2 protein-coding genes are annotated in these 1,362 nt (G+C 51.6%); both read right to left on the bottom strand.

Annotated elements, in window-relative coordinates; all coding sequences use genetic code 11:
• Window positions 1–339 precede the first annotated feature (339 nt).
• Entirely contained in the window at window positions 340–906 is a 567-nt protein-coding gene (locus BLT50_RS19170) for a hypothetical protein (RefSeq protein WP_139170600.1), read from the bottom strand.
• Between the two features lie 294 nt (window positions 907–1,200).
• On the bottom strand, window positions 1,201–1,359 hold the full coding sequence (locus BLT50_RS19750; protein ID WP_342706717.1) for a hypothetical protein: 159 nt from the start codon (window positions 1,357–1,359) through the stop codon (window positions 1,201–1,203).
• Window positions 1,360–1,362: the final 3 nt, after the last annotated feature.

Below are 1,362 nucleotides of genomic sequence, written 5' to 3'. Positions count from 1 at the left end.
ACATTAAGGCGGAAATGTGGCGCAAATAGGGCGGGGCTATACGACCTGGGGCGGCTCTCCGCGCTGCAGGCTTTCAAATGGCTAATGATTTTTCATTTGCAGTGAAAATTTGGAGATACGGGCAGTGACGCAGGGGTGGAAAGGCATGGCCAACTGCAGCAGTCGGATGATATCATAAGGAAACGTCGCAATGCTGAAGATCCGAAAAGTCCCGCAGAGCGGCCATTCGATCTAACTGTAGCGAACGGCCGTTTAGAGCCCACTTTGACACAAGCTGCACGATGGTCGAATGACGGCTTTCGGAAACAGACGGGGGGTCTCCTAAGCGACTTCACTTACTCAACGCCGGCGCGAACGCAGGAAAACAACCTCTCGGCCAGCGACCAGACCTTTTAGAGCACTGCTCATATTAGCAAACATTCTGCCCGCCAAACTGAAGGGCTTACGTAGTTCGACCTTTTTCTCGAATTCTTGGTCAGAGACATCGCCATAGCCAGAACGGGTATCGGCATCTGCACGATCCAAAGGTTCCAGCTCAGGAAAAACCAGACGACTGCGCTCGCGCTTTTCGTCTACGAGTATCTTGCGGATCGCTGCCATCGTCGCTTCATCATCAAGAAACTGAGGTTGGCTCTCCAAGATCTCAACATGCTCAGGCAGGCCGTGATAAGTCTTCAATGGTGAGCGCGAAGATTTAACTTCATCTTTCGAAGGTTCTTGGTGCTTTGGGCTATTGTCGATGGCGGAGGGGTGACTTTCGTCGATCGCGACGAGAATAACCCTTGGGGGCCCTGTGGGATTGTCTTCCGAGATTGAAAGCGTTGTTGCCCCCGCCTGAAACAAACTCTTCACGAGCTTATCAAGCATTGAACCTGTGGACAGACCATCTGGTTCGCTTGCTTTCATTTCTGCGTGATGAGTGCTGTTCCCCCCCCGGAAAAGGGACAACTTTCTGGAAAATCTCGTCCGATAGTTCGTCGACACTTGCGAACCTATCCGCCGGATCAAATTGTTTTCTCTCACAAATCATTGGGCTTCGTCATCAAATGAAGCCCTCACCCAATCATGTTTTTTATGTGTCAAATGCGGCCAAAATGTGGCAATCAAGGCAGTTTTTTGTCCAGCCGCGTCCAGCACTGTGGCGAGCAGGTTCGAAAACTCTCAAGGCACGTCACGTCACTGGCCTACCCGCATTACCGCTCATTGCAGGATTTCGCGCAACTCTGTGCTGCTTGTCTTGGCAGTGCCCTGATCACAAATGCTCGGCAGCGTCACCCGGAATGTTGAACCCATGCCGACTGTACTTGATACAGAAATAGATCCGCCGTGTTTCTCTGCGATATCACGAGAAATCGCCAACCC

Source organism: Lutimaribacter saemankumensis, assembly GCF_900100005.1.
Classification (GTDB): Bacteria; Pseudomonadota; Alphaproteobacteria; order Rhodobacterales; family Rhodobacteraceae; genus Lutimaribacter; species Lutimaribacter saemankumensis.
Note: the sequence above shows the minus strand (reverse complement) of the source record. Positions and strands in the feature narration are given on the sequence as shown.